This window comes from Streptomyces sp. NPDC020747 (genome assembly GCF_044334695.1).
Taxonomy (GTDB): Bacteria; Actinomycetota; Actinomycetes; order Streptomycetales; family Streptomycetaceae; genus Streptomyces.
Genome location: NZ_JBIRTJ010000003.1, coordinates 745,628 through 761,101 on the forward strand (window position 1 = coordinate 745,628; position 15,474 = coordinate 761,101).

14 protein-coding genes are annotated in these 15,474 nt (G+C 71.9%); 13 read left to right on the top strand and 1 reads right to left on the bottom strand.

What is annotated here, in order from left to right; all coding sequences use genetic code 11:
• From pyrE to kynU, 6 genes are all read left to right on the top strand, one after another.
• Entirely contained in the window at positions 1 to 552 is a 552-nt protein-coding gene (gene pyrE / locus ACH4YP_RS12475; RefSeq protein WP_361070097.1) for an orotate phosphoribosyltransferase, read from the top strand.
• Between the two features lie 194 nt (positions 553 to 746).
• Positions 747 to 1,769 (top strand): class II fructose-bisphosphate aldolase, encoded by a 1,023-nt coding sequence (gene fbaA / locus ACH4YP_RS12480; RefSeq protein WP_217458291.1) that lies wholly within the window; start codon positions 747 to 749, stop codon positions 1,767 to 1,769.
• 76 nt (positions 1,770 to 1,845) lie between these two features.
• The gene (locus tag ACH4YP_RS12485) at positions 1,846 to 3,339 is read left to right on the top strand and encodes an MFS transporter (RefSeq protein ID WP_361070094.1); all 1,494 of its coding nucleotides are present in this window, start codon (positions 1,846 to 1,848) and stop codon (positions 3,337 to 3,339) included.
• A 168-nt stretch (positions 3,340 to 3,507) separates the two neighbouring features.
• Positions 3,508 to 3,921: a DUF3151 domain-containing protein gene (locus tag ACH4YP_RS12490; protein ID WP_361070091.1), complete on the top strand. Its 414-nt coding sequence runs from the start codon at positions 3,508 to 3,510 to the stop codon at positions 3,919 to 3,921.
• A gap of 178 nt (positions 3,922 to 4,099) precedes the next feature.
• A complete protein-coding gene (locus tag ACH4YP_RS12495; RefSeq protein WP_398490490.1) occupies positions 4,100 to 4,963 on the top strand; it encodes a tryptophan 2,3-dioxygenase family protein in 864 nt (287 codons plus the stop codon).
• A complete protein-coding gene (kynU, locus tag ACH4YP_RS12500) occupies positions 4,956 to 6,161 on the top strand; it encodes a kynureninase (RefSeq protein WP_398490491.1) in 1,206 nt (401 codons plus the stop codon). The genes ACH4YP_RS12495 and kynU overlap by 8 nt, the downstream gene beginning before the upstream one ends.
• 311 nt (positions 6,162 to 6,472) lie before the next feature.
• Here kynU and ACH4YP_RS12505 read toward each other — a convergent pair whose 3' ends face one another.
• Complete coding sequence (locus ACH4YP_RS12505) at positions 6,473 to 7,081, bottom strand: TetR/AcrR family transcriptional regulator (RefSeq protein ID WP_361070082.1); 609 nt, start codon at positions 7,079 to 7,081, stop codon at positions 6,473 to 6,475.
• 307 nt (positions 7,082 to 7,388) lie between these two features.
• On the opposite strand from ACH4YP_RS12505, the gene ACH4YP_RS12510 reads away from it, so the two are divergent.
• From ACH4YP_RS12510 to ACH4YP_RS12540, 7 genes are all read left to right on the top strand, one after another.
• Positions 7,389 to 8,255, top strand: coding sequence for an alpha/beta hydrolase (locus ACH4YP_RS12510; protein WP_361070079.1), 867 nt, complete (start codon positions 7,389 to 7,391; stop codon positions 8,253 to 8,255).
• Positions 8,256 to 8,756: 501 nt separating this feature from the next.
• Entirely contained in the window at positions 8,757 to 9,818 is a 1,062-nt protein-coding gene (locus tag ACH4YP_RS12515) for an alpha/beta hydrolase (protein ID WP_398490492.1), read from the top strand.
• The gene (locus ACH4YP_RS12520) at positions 9,811 to 11,010 is read left to right on the top strand and encodes an acyltransferase (RefSeq protein ID WP_398490493.1); all 1,200 of its coding nucleotides are present in this window, start codon (positions 9,811 to 9,813) and stop codon (positions 11,008 to 11,010) included. Before ACH4YP_RS12515 ends, ACH4YP_RS12520 begins: the two co-directional genes overlap by 8 nt.
• 199 nt (positions 11,011 to 11,209) lie before the next feature.
• Positions 11,210 to 12,568 carry a sensor histidine kinase gene (locus ACH4YP_RS12525; RefSeq protein WP_398490556.1) on the top strand — a complete coding sequence of 453 codons (1,359 nt, stop codon included), beginning with the start codon at positions 11,210 to 11,212 and terminating at the stop codon, positions 12,566 to 12,568.
• Complete coding sequence (locus ACH4YP_RS12530) at positions 12,565 to 13,239, top strand: response regulator transcription factor (protein ID WP_361070915.1); 675 nt, start codon at positions 12,565 to 12,567, stop codon at positions 13,237 to 13,239. The genes ACH4YP_RS12525 and ACH4YP_RS12530 overlap by 4 nt, the downstream gene beginning before the upstream one ends.
• A 130-nt stretch (positions 13,240 to 13,369) precedes the next feature.
• The gene (locus ACH4YP_RS12535) at positions 13,370 to 14,716 is read left to right on the top strand and encodes a histidine kinase (protein WP_361070917.1); all 1,347 of its coding nucleotides are present in this window, start codon (positions 13,370 to 13,372) and stop codon (positions 14,714 to 14,716) included.
• On the top strand, positions 14,713 to 15,378 hold the full coding sequence (locus tag ACH4YP_RS12540) for a response regulator transcription factor (protein WP_361070920.1): 666 nt from the start codon (positions 14,713 to 14,715) through the stop codon (positions 15,376 to 15,378). Before ACH4YP_RS12535 ends, ACH4YP_RS12540 begins: the two co-directional genes overlap by 4 nt.
• Positions 15,379 to 15,474 lie beyond the last annotated feature (96 nt).

A 15,474-nucleotide genomic window follows, 5' to 3' on the forward strand; every position in this document is an offset into this window, starting at 1 on the left:
ATGAGTGACGACGTACGCGGCGAGCTGCTGCAGCAGATCAAGGACAAGGCCGTGGTGCACGGCAAGGTGACCCTCTCCTCGGGTCTGGAGGCGGACTACTACGTCGACCTGCGGCGGGTCACCCTGGACGGCGAGGCCGCCCCGCTGGTCGGCCAGGTGCTCCTCGACCTGACGGCGGACCTCGAATTCGACGCGGTCGGCGGCCTCACCATGGGCGCCGACCCGGTGGCCGGCGCCATGCTGCACGCCGCCTCAGCGCGGGGCCGCCGCCTCGACGCCTTCGTCGTACGCAAGGCGGCCAAGGCGCACGGCATGCAGCGCAGGGTCGAGGGCCCGGAGATCGCGGGGCGCCGCGTGCTCGTCGTCGAGGACACCTCCACCACCGGCGGCTCCCCGCTCGCCGCGGTCGAGGCCGTGCGCGAGGCCGGTGCCGAGGTGGTCGGCGTCGCGACCATCGTCGACCGGGCCACCGGTGCCGCCGAGAAGATCGAGCAGGGCGCGGGCGTCCCGTACCTCTTCGCGTACTCGAAGGACGAACTGGGCCTGGACTGAGCCCGGTTCCGAGCCCCGGTCCCACCCCCGGCCGACCTCCGGTCCGAGCCCGCGCCGGGAGTTGTCCACAGGCTGGGCACGGAGGCCGGAGCATCCGGTCAAGTCTGGAAAGATGGGGACGACGATGACGTCATTCCCTAGGTCAGGGCCGTAAGCAGCAGAACGCCACCCGCACATACACAAGGAGCGGACAGATGCCGATCGCAACCCCCGAGGTCTACAACGAGATGCTCGACCGGGCGAAGGCAGGCAAGTTCGCCTACCCGGCCATCAACGTGACCTCGTCCCAGACCCTGCACGCTGCGCTGCGCGGCTTCGCGGAGGCCGAGAGCGACGGCATCATCCAGATCTCCACCGGTGGTGCGGAGTTCCTGGGCGGCCAGCACAACAAGGACATGGTGACCGGTTCGGTCGCCCTGGCCGAGTTCGCGCACATCGTCGCCAAGAAGTACGACATCACGGTCGCCCTGCACACGGACCACTGCCCCAAGGACAAGCTCGACGGGTACGTACGCCCGCTGATCGCGGTCTCCGAGGAGCGCGTGGCCCGCGGCGAGAACCCGCTGTTCCAGTCCCACATGTGGGACGGCTCGGCGGAGACGCTGGCCGACAACCTGGCCATCGGCCAGGAGCTGCTCGCCCGCGCCGTCGCCGCGAAGATCATCCTTGAGGTCGAGATCACCCCGACCGGCGGCGAGGAGGACGGCGTCTCGCACGAGATCAACGACTCCCTCTACACGACGGTCGACGACGCCATTCGTACGGCGGAGGCCCTGGGCCTCGGCGAGAAGGGCCGCTACCTGCTGGCCGCGTCCTTCGGCAACGTGCACGGTGTCTACAAGCCGGGCAACGTCGTGCTCCGCCCCGAGCTCCTCAAGGAGCTGAACGAGGGCGTGGGCGCCAAGTACGGCAAGCCCTCCCCGTTCGACTTCGTCTTCCACGGCGGCTCCGGCTCCACGGCCGAGGAGATCGCCACCGCGCTGGAGAACGGCGTCGTGAAGATGAACCTCGACACGGACACGCAGTACGCGTTCACGCGCCCGGTCGCGGACCACATGTTCCGCAACTACGACGGCGTCCTGAAGGTCGACGGCGAGGTCGGCAACAAGAAGACGTACGACCCCCGCACCTGGGGCAAGCTCGCCGAGGCGTCGATGGCCGCCCGCGTCACGGAGGCCTGCGGCAACCTGCGCTCCACGGGCACGAAGATCAAGTAACCCCGTCTCGTACGGCCCGGGCCCGGTTCTCCCTTCGGAGAGCCGGGCCCCGCCGTATGTCCGTATGCTCCGGTGTATGGCTGCCCCGCCCAAGGAGTCCCCGGCCGTCAGAATGTCGTCCCCCGCCGGGAAGTGGATCCTGCTGACGACCGTGCTCGGGTCGAGCATGGCGATGCTGGACTCGACGGTCGTGAACGTCGCGCTGCCGACCATCGGCCGCGACCTCGACTCGGACCTGGCGGGCCTCCAGTGGACCGTCAACGCGTACATGCTGACCCTCGCGGGCCTGATCCTGTTGGGCGGAGCCCTCGGTGACCGCTTCGGGCGGCGGAAGGTGTTCGTCGTCGGGGTGGTGTGGTTCGCGGCGGCGTCCCTGCTCTGCGGGCTCGCGCCCAGCGCGGGTGTCCTCGTCGCGGCCCGCGCGCTGCAGGGCATCGGCGGCGCGCTGCTCACGCCCGGTTCGCTCGCGCTGATCCAGGCGTCGTTCCACCCGGAGGACCGGGCGCGGGCCGTCGGCCTGTGGTCGGGCTTCGGCGGCATCGGCGCGGCGGTCGGCCCGTTCCTGGGCGGCTGGCTGGTGGACGGTCCCGGCTGGCGCTGGGTGTTCCTCCTCAACGTCCCGCTCGCGCTGCTCTGCGCCCCGATCGCCCTGCGCCACGTACCGGAGTCGAAGGACGACCGGGTCCACGGGCGCGGCTTCGACGTGCTCGGCGCGGCCCTCGGCGCGCTGGCGCTGGCCCTGGTGACGTACGCCCTGATCGAGGCGTCCGCCGGATCGATGTCCGTCGTCGCCGTGACGGCGGCCGCGGGGGTCGCGGCGGGCGTCGCCTTCGTGATGGTGGAGCGGCGGCGGGCCGATCCGATGATGCCGCTCGACATCTTCGCGTCCCGCCAGTTCACGGCGGTCAACGTCGTCACCCTGTGTGTGTACGCGGCCTTCGCGGGCTTCTTCTTCCTCTCCGCGCTCCAGCTCCAGGTCGTGGCCGGGTACTCGGCCCTGGGCGCCGGCACGGCCCTGCTGCCGACGACGGTCCTGATGCTGTTCCTGTCGGCCCGCTCCGGCGAACTCGCCCAGCGCATCGGCCCCCGCATCCCGCTCACCGTGGGCCCGCTGCTCTGCGCGACCGGGATGCTGCTGATGCTGCGGGTGGGCACCGACGCCTCGTACGTGTCCGACGTGCTGCCCGCCGTCCTGGTGCTGGGCCTCGGCATGGTGACGCTGGTCGCGCCCCTCACCGCGACCGTGCTCGCCTCCGTGGACGTCGGCCGGGCGGGCCTGGCGAGCGGTATCAACAACGCGGCGGCCCGCGCGGCCGGTCTCGTCGCCGTGGCCGCGCTGCCGCTGCTCGCCGGGATGGGCGAGGAGGCGTACCGGTCGGCGGACGCCTTCGACGACGCGTTCCGCCGGGCGATGCCCCTGTGCGCGGGCATCCTGGCCGTGGGCGCGGTGATCGCCTTCGCGACCGTACGCAAGCCTCCGCCGGGCTGCCTGCGCCCGGAATGCCTCACGCACGGCAGCGTGACGGCCCCACCGCTGGAGCCGAACCAGTCGCGGGGGCGGCTGGAATAGACACGTCTGCGGCAGACCGGCCGCCGGTCGTCGGGGACCTGGACCAGACGGTCCGCCGGTCGTGGGGCGCCTCGGAGTGGGTGCGGCGAGTGGCCGAGGTGTTCGCGGGGGGAGTAAAGCGGGCCCGCGATGTTCGCGCGGGCGTCACGGGCAGGCAAACTGGAACCCATGGCCATTCACGAGAACCTCATCGGGGGACCGCCCCCGACCCACCTGCCCGACGACCCGGAGCCGCGCGAGCTCCTGGCGAACGGCACACCGCCCGCCGATGTCGCCGCCAAGTACCCCACCTCCTCGCTCGCCTGGGCCCAACTGGCCGACGAGGCCTACGAGCGCGGCAGCGTCGTCGAGTCGTACGCGTACGCCCGTACCGGCTACCACCGCGGCCTGGACTCCCTGCGGCGCAACGGCTGGAAGGGCCACGGCCCGGTGCCCTGGGACCACGAGCCGAACCGCGGCTTCCTGCGCGCCCTGCACGGCCTCGCCCGCGCCGCGCAGTCGATCGGCGAGCAGGAGGAGTACGAGCGCTGCTCGCAGTTCCTGAAGGACTCCTCCCCGGCGGCGGCCCAGACCCTGGGCTGAGCCGACAGGGCTCGTGACCGGCCCCGAACGGTCGCGTTTGTGCAGGTCCGCCTGGTGTGACCAGGCGGACCTTGCGGATTCGGGGCACGATTGTGGAGGATGCCCGTGGGGACCGGGGCCACCGTGTCGAATTCGGCAGGGGCGGACCGCTACCCGGAGTACACAACAGGAGACAGCGATGTCCCACCAGGCTCAGCCCCAAGAGGCTTCGGAGCCCGAGACCCCGCATCTCGCCCCAAAACTAAATTGGAGCAGCCAGGGCACGACTCCGTACGAGGACTACGTCCAGGCGGACGTCCTCACCCACCTCCAGCACACCCTCTCCGACGACCCCGGAGAGATGGTCTTCCTGGTGACCACCCAGGTCATGGAGCTGTGGTTCACCGTCATCGTCCACGAGTGGGAGACCGCGGCGAAGGCGCTGCGCGAGGACCGGGTGCCGGTCGCGGTGGCGGCCCTGAAGCGGTCGGTACGGGAGCTGGAGGCGCTGACCGCCTCCTGGAAGCCCCTCGGCCAGCTCACTCCGGGCCAGTTCAACTCGTACCGCAGCGCCCTCGGCGAGGGCTCCGGCTTCCAGTCGGCCATGTACCGCCGTATGGAGTTCCTGCTCGGCGAGAAGTCCTCGTCCATGCTCGTGCCGCACCGGGGCGCGCCCCGCGTGCACGCCGAGCTGGAGAAGGCCCTGCACGAACCGAGCCTGTACGACGAGGTGTTGAGGCTGCTCGCACGACGCGGCCACGCGATTCCGTCCTCGGTCGTCGACCGTGACGTGTCCCTGCGCTACGACCCGTCGCCCGAGGTCGAGACCGTCTGGGCGGACCTGTACTCGGGCGACGAGGACGCCGAACTCGCCCGGCTGGGCGAGGCGTTGACCGATGTCGCCGAGCTGGTGTGGCGCTGGCGCAACGATCACCTGGTGGCCACCCGGCGGGCCATGGGGTCGAAGACCGGCACGGGCGGCTCCGCCGGGGTGGCCTGGCTGGAGAAGCGGGCACAGAAGAACGTGTTCCCCGAGCTGTGGACGGCGCGGTCCCATGTCTGAGCCCCAGATGCGGCCGAAGGCCGAGAAGCTGGACGCGACGGACGAACTGGCCGTTCTGCGCGCCCAGTTCGTCCTCGACGACGCGGTGTACCTGGACGGAAACTCGCTGGGCGCGCTGCCGCGCTCGGTCCCCGGCCGCGTCGAGGACGTCGTACGCCGCCAGTGGGGTTCGCTGCGGATCCGGTCCTGGGACGAGAGCGGCTGGTGGACCGCGCCGGAGCGGATCGGCGACCGGATCGCTCCGCTGGTGGGCGCGGCGCCGGGGCAGATCGTGGTCGGCGACTCCACAAGTGTCAACGTCTTCAAGGCGGTTGTGGGCGCGGTACGGCTGGCGGACGGCGGTTCGGAGGGGCGGAGCGGCCGGGACGAGGTCCTGGTGGACGCGACGACGTTCCCCACGGACGGCTACATCGCCGCCTCCGCCGCCCGCCTCACGGGCTGCACGCTACGTCCGGTGACGCCGGAAGAGGTGCCGGACGCCCTGAGCGAACGCACGGCGGCGGTACTGCTCAACCACGTCGACTACCGCACAGGCCGCCTGCACGACCTGCCGTCCCTGACGGCGTCGATCCACGCGGTGGGCGCGGTCGCGATCTGGGACCTGTGCCACAGCGCGGGTGCCCTGCCCGTGAACCTCGACGAACACGGCGTGGACCTGGCGGTCGGCTGCACCTACAAGTACCTGAACGGCGGCCCGGGTTCACCCGCGTACCTCTACGTCCGCGAGGCCCACCAACCGCGCTTCGACTCACCCCTCCCGGGCTGGAACTCCCACGCCGACCCCTTCGGCATGACCCCGGACTACACCCCGGCCCCCGGCGCCCTCCGCGGTCGCGTCGGCACCCCCGACATCCTCTCCATGCTCGCCCTGGAGGCGGCACTGGAGGTCTGGGACGACGTATCGATCGAGGAGGTCCGCACCAAGTCCCTCGCCCTGACGGACTTCTTCCTGGAATGCGTCGAGGCGTACGTCCCCGAGGGCGCGGTGGAGTCGATAACTCCCTCAGCCCACCCGGAACGCGGCAGCCAGGTGGCCCTCCGCTGCACCGACGCGGGCAACGTCATGCGCCGCCTGATCGACAGGGGTGTCATAGGCGACTTCCGCGAACCGGACGTCCTGCGCTTCGGCTTCACCCCGTTGTACGTGGGGTTCGGGGATGTGGAGAGGGCGGCGGGGGTTCTGGGGGAGATGTTCTAGCAACTGACCGGTTCGGTGCTCGATCCCTTCGGCGGGCCTGGTGCCTGAGCTTTCGGCTGGTCGGGGTTCGAGCTACCGACTCGGCCGACGCCTGATTTTCAGCCCGTCCGGTGTTTGAGGACGAGGCCGTTCAGGCCGATCTCAACCCACCCACCCACGGTCAACCCACCCACCCCGCCAGCCCGTCCGGCGTTTGAGGACGAGCGCGTCAGCGCGACGCGGGGGTCTGGGGGCGCAGCCCTCAGAAAGGGACGGGAATGGGTAGGGGCGGCGGGGGCGAAAGAAACGCCGAGGTCGCCCCCTGCACAGATTCACGCCCCCACAACAAACACCCCGGCCCGCGCCGCGGCAACGGCGGCCTCCGCCGCCCGGTCGGCCGCCGCCACACCGGGCGCCGCCCCCGTCGTGAGCAACGTGTAGTAGAGGGGCGCGGAGACGGCCCGTACGACCTCGGACGCGTCCGTGCCTGGCGGCAACTCCCCCCGGGCAACGGCCTGTTCGACACAAGGAGCCCACTCGGCGACCCGCACCTCATAGAACCGCCGCAACGCCTCCGCCGTACGCCCGTCCCCCGTCGCGGCAGCGATCACGGCCCGGAACAACGCCCCCTGCCGCGGATCGGCCAACGTCCGCCGGACAAGCCGCGCATTGGCCCGGAGATCACCGAGCACAGACCCCGTCTCCGTACGCGGCAACGACTCCTCCGCCATCTCGGCGAGCAGATCCGCGACGAGCCCCGTCACGCTCCCCCACCGCCGGTACACCGTGGTCTTGCCCACCTCGGCCCGTCGCGCGACATCCGCCAGATCGAGATGCGTGAACCCCTGCTCGACGAGTACGTCCCCGGCGGCCCGCAGCACGGCGGCCCGCACCCGCGCGGTACGCCCCCCGGGACGGACGGTGCCGGGTTCGGCGGACATGGAGGGCTCCTTCATGGACGTACGGTGGCCGCGGTCGAGACGCTTGCCCGAGGCGTTTGGCGGAGGCGGTTGGCGGAGGGGTTCGGCAGAGGGGTTCGGCGGAGGCGCGTGGAAACCGCGTGAGGGAGCGCACCCCACCACCAGCGTAACGAAACAATAGAACCATTTGCCCCTCACTGAGGGTCACAGCCGCGTGTTGAGGCACGTCACCGGCCTGATACCGTCCCGCCAACGGTCCGCCCGCCGGAGCGTGTTGACAGGCGGGCCGCGCAGGTGAACACACGCCGCACCGCTGAGAGGTTGGAGCATGCCGGACGACGCCCGCGACGCCGCGGAGGAGGAGTCGGCCTTCTCGCATCCGCCCGTCGACCCCGACAGCACCATCGCGTACGGCGACCACCCCGACCAGGTCGTCGACTTCTACGCGCCACGCGGCGGCGAGGAACAGGCCCCGCTCGTCGTCGTCCTGCACGGCGGCGCCTGGCGGGCACCGTACGACCGCCGGCACATCACGCCGTTCGCGGACTTCCTGGCCAGGCGGGGCTTCGCCGTGGCCAACGTCGAGTACCGGCGCGGCGGCACCATCCCGGCGCAGGGCGGCGACGGGCCTGTCGCGGGACGCTGGCCGGACACGTTCGACGACGTGGCGGCGGCGCTCGACGCGATGCCGGGACTCCTGCGTGAGGCCCTGCCGCAGGCCGACCCGCGCCGCATGGTGGTCACCGGGCACTCGGCGGGCGGCCAGCTGGCTCTCTGGGCGGCGGCCCGCCACCTGCTGCCGGCCGACGCACCGTGGCGCACGGACCGCCCCGCCCCGCTGCGGGGCGTCGTCGCACTCGCCCCGATCGCCGACTTCACGGTCGCGGAGAAACTGGACGTCTGCTCCGGCGCGGCCCGCCAACTCCTGGGCGGGGAAGCGAAGTTCGGGGAGCGTCGGCCGTACGCCGATCCGGCCCTGCTCCTCCCGACGGGCATCGCCACGACCCTGGTCCAGGGTCGCGAGGACGTCGTCGTACCGCAGGCGGTCGCCGAGGCATACGCGGACGCGGCGGCCAGGGCCGGCGAGGTGGTCGGCCTGACGCTCCTGGAGGACGTCGGCCACTTCCCCCTGATCGACCCGGCGGCGGACGCGTGCGCGGTGGTGGCGGAGGAGATCGCCCAGCTGGCCTGGTAGAAGCGCGCCCCTGCCCCGTAAGGACGCTGTCGCCGAATTCCCTGCGAGGCGGTAAGTGTCTGCTCAGTCCCAGCGACACGCCGCATGCACGGCGTGTCGCTGGGACTCAGACGTCACTTGTCCTCGCCTTGGCGGGATTCGCCAGCAGCATCCTTTAGGAGGGGGGTGGCGCAGCCTCGCCCCTTCAGGGGCGCGGGGAAGTGTGCGCTCAGCCCCTACGCTCCGGCAGACGAGCCGCGACGGGTGCGGTGCCGGTGCAGGAGCACTGGCGGTACGGGTGAGGGTCCGGTGCCGGAGCGCTGCCGCTACCGGTGCGGGGCCCGTTCCGGAGCGGGGCGGGGCCACTGGCGGTGCGGCCCAAGGCGTCCCGGTGATACCCGTAATACCTGAGAGCTACCTCGTAGTTGAGCTCCCTGGCGGGACGCCGACCACAAGCCCAGATCCGTAACTTCCTTCTCAGTTGGGCCCGATGGACGGGCGAACTGGGACGGGGGCACGGTGATGGGTCTACGGGGGAGGGCGAACACGGGGCGGTCCGCGGTGCGACCGGGACGGACGCAGCGATCGGGCCAGGCAGACCGGCTGGGTCGGGCAGATCGGCCAGCCCCTCAGACCAGACGCCCCCGATGGCCCCGCGCCCGCCGCGGGCTGCTCGTCGCTCTGATCGCGGGCGCGGTCGTCGCCCCGCTCTCCGCCGCGGCCGCCCATCCGGAGATACCGGCACCGGCCCCGGCCCGCACCGGCACGGTGACCCCGACCACGCTGGACAGCGCCTACGCGGCGAACCGGGCGAACGCAGCCGAGGCCTCGCGCATGGCCGCGGCCCACGGCGACCGCAGCCGGGCGGCCGCCGTCCGCTCCATGGCGGACCCCTCGCGCCGCTTCCTCACCTTCGACGCCCGCGGCTCCGGCCGAGCCGCCGAGGTCTTCGGCGACCTGGCGAAGGCCGACCACGTGGCGGTCCTGGTGCCCGGCTCAGACACGAGCCTGGACACCTACGACCGCTTCCGCGAAGGAGCCCTCGCCCTGCACCAGCGGCTCGGCCCCCGCGCCGCGGTGGTCGCCTGGCTCGGCTACGAGACGCCGGGCACGATCAGCCCCGACGTCCTCACCACGGGCCTGGCCAAGAAAGCCGCACCCGAACTCCGTGAGTTCATAGGCGAGTTGAGGCGGGTGAACAGACACGCGGGGCTCACCCTGCTGTGCCACTCGTACGGGACGGTCGTGGGCGCCCGCGCGGCGAGCGGCCTCGACATCTCGGACCTGGTGCTCACAGGCAGCCCGGGCACAGGCGTGGACTCGGCCGCCGGCCTGCACACGAAGGCACGCGTCTGGGCCGGCCGCGGCGGCGGCGACTGGATCGCGGACGTCCCGCACACCAGAGCCGACCTCTTCGGCACGACGGTCGGCTTCGGCACCGACCCCGTGTCCCCGGCCTTCGGCGCCCGAGTCTTCGCGGCGGGCGACGGCGGCCACAGCGACTACCTCAAGCCGGGCTCGGTGTCCTTGGCCAACATCGCCCGGATCGTGCTCGGCGAGACATCGGAGATGACCCATGGATGAGGTGATACGCCGACTGCGCCTCGGCGCCGAGCGGATCGACGCGGCGACACCGGCGGACCGGGACCGTTCCGTCGACGCCCTGCGCGCCTTCGCGATACTCGGCGTCGTGCTCGGCCACTGGCTCGTCACGGCCCTGGTCGCGGACGGCGACAGGCTGCGTACGTCGAGCCCGCTGGCGCACATGCCCTGGCTCGCGCCCATCTCGTGGGTCCTCCAGACGCTCGCCGTGTTCTTCCTGGTGGGCGGGCACGTGGCGACCAAGAGCTACGCGTCGGCGCGGTCGCGCGGGACGACGTACGGACGCTGGCTCGGTACGCGCCTGTCCCGCCTCTTCAAGCCGGTGGCGGCCGTCCTCGGGCTGTGGACCGTGGCCACGGTCGGCCTCCTCGTGACGGGCGCGGACCTGGAGACGGTCCACGCGCTGCTGAAGCTGGTCCTGTCCCCTCTCTGGTTCCTGCTGGTCTTCGCCGCGCTGACGGCGGCGACCCCACTGGTGACCCGGGTGAACCCGTTGTGGCCGCTGGCCGTTGTTCTCCATGTGGACCTCATCCGCTTCGGATTCGGCGGCCCGGCCTGGCTGGGCTGGGTCAATGTGGCGGCGGGCTGGCTCGTGCCGTACACGCTGGGCGCGGCCTGGACGCGGGGCGAGCTGACCCGGCGTTCGGGCTGGGTGCTGCTGGCGGGCGGCGCGGCGGTGACCGCTGGACTGGTGGCGTGGGGCGGCTATCCGGCGTCGATGGTCGGCGTCCCCGGTGCCTCCGTGTCCAACCTCGACCCGCCGAGTCTGGCCGTGGTCACCTTCGGCCTGGCCCAGTGCGGGCTGGCGCTGCTGCTGCGCGAGCGGCTGCGCCGGGCGATGCGCCGGCCGGTGCTCTGGGCCTGGGTAGCCTTCGTCAACCTCTCCGCGATGACGATCTTTCTGTGGCACCAGACGGCACTGATGTCGGTCACCGCCACGGGCCTCCTCGCGGGCAGGCTCCCGGGCCTGCACACCACTCCGGACGACCTCACCTGGGTGGCGTTCCGACTCGCCTGGCTCCCGGTCTTCGCCCTCGCCCTGGCCGTGTGCCGGGCGGCCTTTCGTTCCTACGAGCAGGGGCACCGCGGTCGCGGCCGTCGTACCCGTCGTCCGTCACGCGTCGTCCGCACCCACCGCGTCGCCGTGGAGGCCAACGAGGTCCGGCGTGCCTAGGGTTGACGGCGTGGACGACGCCAAGGACGCCCGGACAGAGGACGACACCACCTCGGCCCCGCCCCTGCCCCCACCCCCGGAGAACCGCCCCGCCGTGCCACTGCCCGCCCGCTTCGAGCACTCCACAGGCCCCACCAGCCCCGACCCCAGCAGCCTCACCGGTCCTGCCGGTCCTGCCGGTCCTGCCGGTCCCGCCCGGGTGCGTCGCGCCCGCGGCTCCCTGCCCGCCCTTCTCGCGGGCCTCTCGTCCGGCAGAGCGCCCCTGCCTCCGCTGTCCCGGCCCCGTTGGCTGCGCCGGCTGCCGCACGTTGTGATCTGCCTGATCGCCGTCGTCGTCGGGTTCGGCGGCACCGACGAGATGAGCACCAATTATCGGCTGGGCATCGAGTTCGGTCTGCTGGCCGGGGCGGCGCAGGGCGTGGCGCTCGTACTCGCCCTGTGGCGGCCCTTCCCGGCGTGGTGGGTGTCGCTGTCCGCGATGTTCATCACCGCCGTGGCCGCCCGGTCGAACATGTCGGACATGGTGCCCCCGGGCCCCCACTGGCCGTGGATAGGGACCACGATCGCCGCGCACGCCCTGATCCTCTTCCTGCTCGCGCTGCGGATGCCCGCCCGCGTGGCCCTCGGCGTGCTGGCGGTGACCGGGCTGGTCACGGCCTTCGTCCAGGGCGTCCTCGGCGGCGGTCCGTACTCGGGGACGGGCATGCTGGCCGTCTCGGTGTTCGCCGTCGCCGTTCTCCTCGGCACCGCCCTGCGCGGCAGCCGCGAGGCACGGACCCAGCTGGTCGAGCAGGAGTACCTGACGGCGGAGGAGCGTTCCCGCCGCACCCTGCTGGAGGAGCGCAACCGCATCGCCCGCGAGCTGCACGACGTGGTCGCCCACCACATGTCGGTCATCTCCATCCAGGCCCAAGTGGCCCCGCACCTGGTGGAGAACCCATCCGACGAGCTCAAGGAGAACCTCGACGGCATCCGGCAGAACGCCCTGGAGGCGCTCACCGAGCTGCGCAGGGTCCTCGGCGTGCTGCGCTCGGAGAACCCCGACGACGCGTACGGTCTCGGCGCCGGCGCCGGTGCCGCGCCCGACGCCCCCCAGCCCAGGCTCGACCGTCTCGACGCCCTCGTCGAGAACACCCGCGCCGCCGGGCTGGAGGTGACCACGGAGATCACCGGCGAGCAGCTCCCGCTGCCGCCCGGCGTGGAGCTGTCCGCGTACCGGATCGTCCAGGAGGCGCTGAGCAACGCGCTGCGGCACGCGCCCGGTTCGGTGGTGCGGGTGGAGCTCACGCACTTCCCGCGCGGCCTGCAGATCCGGGTCGTCAACTCCTCGCCGAGCCGGCCCGCCCCGCCGTCACCGGGCGCCGGACACGGTCTGCTCGGGATGCGGGAGCGGGCGACGATGCTCGGTGGGACCCTCATGGCCATGGAGACGGCCTGCGGCGGGTTCACGGTGGCGGCCTTCCTGCCGCGTTCGGCGGCCACCGCCTCCCGCCCGCTCCGTCCCGGCGACTCGACCGGCCCCACCGGCCCACCAGACCCCACAGGAGACACTCCATGACGAGCGGCAGCATCCGCGTACTCATCGCCGACGACCAGCAGATGGTCAGGCAGGGCTTCACGGTGCTGCTCAACACCCAGCCCGACATCGACGTGGTCGGCCAGGCGGTCGACGGGCTGGACGCCATCGCCAAGGTCGCCGAACTCGCCCCGGACGTCGTCCTGATGGACATCCGCATGCCCGAACTCGGCGGCATCGAGGCCACCCGCCGCATCACCGACAAGACCCCGGAGATCAGAGTCCTGGTGCTGACCACCTTCGACCTCGACGAGTACGTGTACGAGGCGCTGCGCGCGGGAGCCTCCGGCTTTCTGCTGAAGGACGCGTCCGCCGACCAGCTCGCCGAGGCGGTCCGGGTGGTGGCCGCCGGCGACGCCCTGCTCGCGCCCGGCATCACCCGTCGCCTCATCGCGGAGTTCTCCCGGCTGGACTCCACGCCCCGAGCCCCGCTCAAGCAGCGCGTCGGCGAGCTGACCGAGCGCGAGACGGAGGTGCTCGCCCTCATCGCGCAGGGCCTGTCGAACGCGGAGATCGCCGAGCGGCTCTTCGTCGCCGAGCAGACCGTGAAGACCCATGTGGGCCGCATCCTCGTGAAGCTGGGCCTACGGGACCGCACCCAGGCGGCGGTGTTCGCGTACGAGTGCGGGCTGGTGCGCCCCAGTGGCTACTGAGCGCCCCGGCGGCCACGGGCGGCGCTGCCCGCGGGACACCCGGTCGTACCCGTAGTACCTGAGAGGGAGGCCGAATGACCCCTCTCACTGCTGACGACCGCTACGCAGGTCTCCGCCTACCGTTCTGTATGTGACCGAGACGACCCAGACGCAGACGACACCACCAAGCGGTGGCCGGCCGCGCAGCCCCGAGTTCCAGCTGGCGATGGACGCGTCGCGGGGGCTGCGACAGGACCTCTTCCACGACGCCTTCGCCTTCCGCCCGCTTCCGAGGATGCGTGTGGACGGCCCTCTCACCCGGCGGCTGCCGCCGCGCCTGCGCGAGCAGGCCACCCGGACCCCGCATGTCCTGGTGGCGCTGGCCGGTGGGGTGGCGCTGCTCATCTCCCTCGCGGGCAACGGCGGCGGTGATCTCGTCCAGCTCCTGACCGGCCTCCTCGCACTGGGCACGATCCTGCTGACCCTGCTCAGGCCGGTCGGCGCCTTCTGGGTCTCCCTCGCGGCGACACCGGTCACGGCCGTGTTCGGCGACAACTGGGGGAGCGACTGGCCCTGGCTGCCCGGCGCCTTCGCGACCCAGTTGATCGTGCTCACGGTCGTGGCGCTGAGGACCAGACCCCGCACGGCGGCCTGGATGTGGGCGCTGACCGCGGCGTACGGCCTCTTCACGGAGGTCTTCTTCGGAGGCAGCCACTACTACACGAACACCATGCCCTTCCTGTTCGTGAGCGCGCTGGCACTGCTGGTCGTCACGGTGTGGCATGTGCGGCACGACGCCGTGCGGAAGGTGACCGCCCAGGAGACGGTGACCGCGCACGAGCGCTCCAAGCGCACCCTTCTCGAAGAGCGCACGACGATCGCCCGCGAGCTGCACGACGTGGTCGCCCACCACATGTCGGTGGTCGCCATCCAGGCGGAGGCCGCCCCCTACCGCGTGGAGAACCCACCGCCGGAGCTGGAGTACGCCTTCTCGGTGATCAGGGAGAACGCGGTCATAGCCCTCTCCGAGATGCGCCGAGTCCTCGGTGTCGTACGGGCCGAGGACTACGAGGCTCCGGACGCCCCGCAGCCCACGCTCGCGGACCTGGACCGGCTCCTGGAGAACGTGCGGGACGCGGGACTCGCCGTGGACAAGACGGTCACCGGGGCGGTGCGCGAACTCCCGCAGGGCGTCGAGCTGTCCGCGTACCGAATAGTCCAGGAGGCGCTGAGCAACAGCCTGCGGCACGCGCCGGGCGGCGCCGCCAAGGTGGAGATCGGCTATGTGCTCGGCGGACTCGGACTGCGCGTCGTGAACGGTCCGGCGACCGGCCTGGTCAAGCCCTCACCGGGCGCCGGGCACGGCATCACGGGAATGCGGGAGAGGGTGTCGATGCTGGACGGGGAGATGACGGCGGCGGCGACGGACGACGGGGGCTACGAGGTCGCGGTCTTCCTTCCGGTCCCGAGGACCGCACCGACGGAGGACTCCGAATGACCATCCGCGTACTGATCGCCGACGACCAGATGATGGTCCGCGAGGGCTTCTCGGTGCTGCTCGGCGCGATGCCGGACATCGAGGTCGTAGGCGAGGCGGTCAACGGCCGCGAGGCCGTGGACCGGGTCCGGGAGCTGGCGCCGGACGTGGTCCTGATGGACATCCGGATGCCCGAGATGAACGGCATAGAGGCGACCCGCGAGATCGTCGCGGCGAACGGCGCGTCGAAGGTGCTCGTCCTGACGACGTTCGACCTCGACGAGTACGTGTACCAGGCGCTGCGCGCCGGAGCGTCCGGCTTCCTCCTGAAGGACGCCTCCGCCCGGCAGCTCGCGGACGGGGTGCGGGTGGTCGCGGCCGGCGAGGCACTGCTGGCCCCCTCGGTGACGAAGCGGCTGATCACGGAGTTCTCGAAGCTGGCCGAGGCGCCCCGCCTGTCGCCCACCGCCCAGGCGGCCTACGGAGACCTGACCGAGCGCGAGACGGAGGTCCTGGTCCTCATCGCCCAGGGCCTGTCCAACGCCGAGATAGCCACCCGCCTGGTGGTGGCCGAGTCCACCATCAAGACCCATGTGAGCCGCATCCTGGTCAAGCTGGGCCTGCGGGACCGCACACAGGCGGCGGTGTTCGCCTACGAGGCCCGCCTGGTGACACCGGGCTGACGGAAGCGCCCTTCCTTCAGGGGCGCGGGGCTGTGCCATCAGGCGGCCCCGCAGAAGAGGAACGGCCCTGGTCAGACAGGGACACCTCCGGTTAGC

What these genes read in the sequence shown, in the direction of transcription:
- ACH4YP_RS12540 (WP_361070920.1), top strand. Translation starts at nt 14,713, where the DNA reads ATGACCATCCGCGTACTGATCGCCGACGACCAGATGATGGTCCGCGAG.
- kynU (WP_398490491.1), top strand. Translation starts at nt 4,956, where the DNA reads ATGTCTGAGCCCCAGATGCGGCCGAAGGCCGAGAAGCTGGACGCGACG.
- ACH4YP_RS12505 (WP_361070082.1), bottom strand. Translation starts at nt 7,081, where the DNA reads ATGTCCGCCGAACCCGGCACCGTCCGTCCCGGGGGGCGTACCGCGCGG.
- pyrE (WP_361070097.1), top strand. Translation starts at nt 1, where the DNA reads ATGAGTGACGACGTACGCGGCGAGCTGCTGCAGCAGATCAAGGACAAG.
- ACH4YP_RS12530 (WP_361070915.1), top strand. Translation starts at nt 12,565, where the DNA reads ATGACGAGCGGCAGCATCCGCGTACTCATCGCCGACGACCAGCAGATG.
- ACH4YP_RS12485 (WP_361070094.1), top strand. Translation starts at nt 1,846, where the DNA reads ATGGCTGCCCCGCCCAAGGAGTCCCCGGCCGTCAGAATGTCGTCCCCC.
- ACH4YP_RS12490 (WP_361070091.1), top strand. Translation starts at nt 3,508, where the DNA reads ATGGCCATTCACGAGAACCTCATCGGGGGACCGCCCCCGACCCACCTG.
- ACH4YP_RS12495 (WP_398490490.1), top strand. Translation starts at nt 4,100, where the DNA reads ATGTCCCACCAGGCTCAGCCCCAAGAGGCTTCGGAGCCCGAGACCCCG.
- fbaA (WP_217458291.1), top strand. Translation starts at nt 747, where the DNA reads ATGCCGATCGCAACCCCCGAGGTCTACAACGAGATGCTCGACCGGGCG.
- ACH4YP_RS12510 (WP_361070079.1), top strand. Translation starts at nt 7,389, where the DNA reads ATGCCGGACGACGCCCGCGACGCCGCGGAGGAGGAGTCGGCCTTCTCG.
- ACH4YP_RS12520 (WP_398490493.1), top strand. Translation starts at nt 9,811, where the DNA reads ATGGATGAGGTGATACGCCGACTGCGCCTCGGCGCCGAGCGGATCGAC.
- ACH4YP_RS12515 (WP_398490492.1), top strand. Translation starts at nt 8,757, where the DNA reads ATGGGTCTACGGGGGAGGGCGAACACGGGGCGGTCCGCGGTGCGACCG.